The organism is Marinicella meishanensis (assembly GCF_019931145.1).
Classification (GTDB): Bacteria; Pseudomonadota; Gammaproteobacteria; order Xanthomonadales; family Marinicellaceae; genus Marinicella; species Marinicella meishanensis.
Genome location: NZ_JAIOUV010000015.1, coordinates 1 through 1,259, shown reverse-complemented (window position 1 = coordinate 1,259; position 1,259 = coordinate 1). Strand labels below are relative to the sequence as shown.

The following is a 1,259-nucleotide window of genomic DNA, read 5'->3' as shown; positions in this document are numbered from 1 at the left end:
TGTAGTGGTCAAGTAATTTTGGCCACGGTTTTAGATTCACGCCAGAACTTTCGCTCTGACTCATTGGGTGTCATTCCTCCGTTGTATGCGTGAGGCCTGACATTGCAATAGTAACCAACAATGTAGTTGATCACCGATTGTTTGGCTGCCGCCAGTGAGCGGTAACCCACTGATGGCATCCATTCTGTCTTAAAACTTCTGAAGAATCGCTCCATGGGGCTGTTGTCCCAGCAATTCCCACGTCTGCTCATACTTTGTTCAATCTGATATCGCCATAGCAATTGGCGGTATTTGATGCTCGTGTAATGACAGCCTTGATCTGAATGAAACATCACACCTGATGGCCTACCACGTTGCTCAAAAGCCATGGTTAAAGCACTGGCTGTCAATTCAGTGTTGGGTGAAAAGCTCATCGCCCAACCAATGGGTTTGCGAGAGAACAAGTCCAACACCACAGCCAGGTAAGCCCAGCGGCTACCTGCCCACACATAAGTGACATCGCCACACCACACCTGATTGGGCTGTGATACGTCGAACTGGCGGTTGAGTAAATTGGGTATACATACATGCTCCTGGTTGGCTTTCTTGTATCTGTGCTGTGGCAACTGAGTGCTGTGTAAATCCAGAGCCCTCATCAGGCCTGAGGCCCTGTAACGGCTTAATGGAACGCCCCTGGTGGTGGCAATCTTGGCGATGGTTCTGGCACCGGCTGATTGGTTGCTTTCATTGTGAATCACCTTGACCAATGCCAGTTCTTTCAGCCGTTGTGGCTTGATGGTTTTGGGTCTGTTCAACCAGTACTTGAAGCTTGAGCGATGGACTGAAAATACATCGCACAATACCGTTACAGGATAGCTCCCTTTCAATCGTTTAATCAGTCTGAATCGTTCAGCGCGTCTGACATCAAGAGAGCGGTAGCCTTTTTTAGAATTTCTTTCTCCATCTCAATGCGCTCGATCTTCTTCTCAAGCTCACGGATTTTTTGCTGTTCAGCAGTGATGGGTTTGGCTTTGGGGGTGACTCCTTGCTGTTCGCTTTTCAGCTGTTGCACCCATCTACCCAGGGTTGAGTGGCCCACATTCATGGCCTCACTGGCCTCCCTGACTGAATATCCTTGCTCAGTGACCAAACTGGCCGCTTCTAACTTAAATTCCGCACTGAATGTGCGTCTGCTTCGCTTGTTCATTGTTCACCTTCTTTCCCGAAGTGATATCATATATCACCTCTAAGTCGGTGGCCAATTTCACTGTACCACTACA

General features: G+C 48.5%; 1 protein-coding gene. It reads right to left on the bottom strand.

Annotation, left to right across the window (positions count from 1 at the left end; translation table 11 throughout):
• Positions 1 to 8 precede the first annotated feature (8 nt).
• Positions 9 to 1,186, bottom strand: a protein-coding gene (locus tag K7G70_RS17830) for an IS3 family transposase (RefSeq protein WP_223790016.1) whose coding sequence is annotated in 2 segments (ribosomal slippage) — positions 9 to 928 and positions 928 to 1,186 — 1,179 coding nt in all. Because the reading frame shifts where the segments join, the coding sequence is not laid out codon by codon here.
• Positions 1,187 to 1,259: the final 73 nt, after the last annotated feature.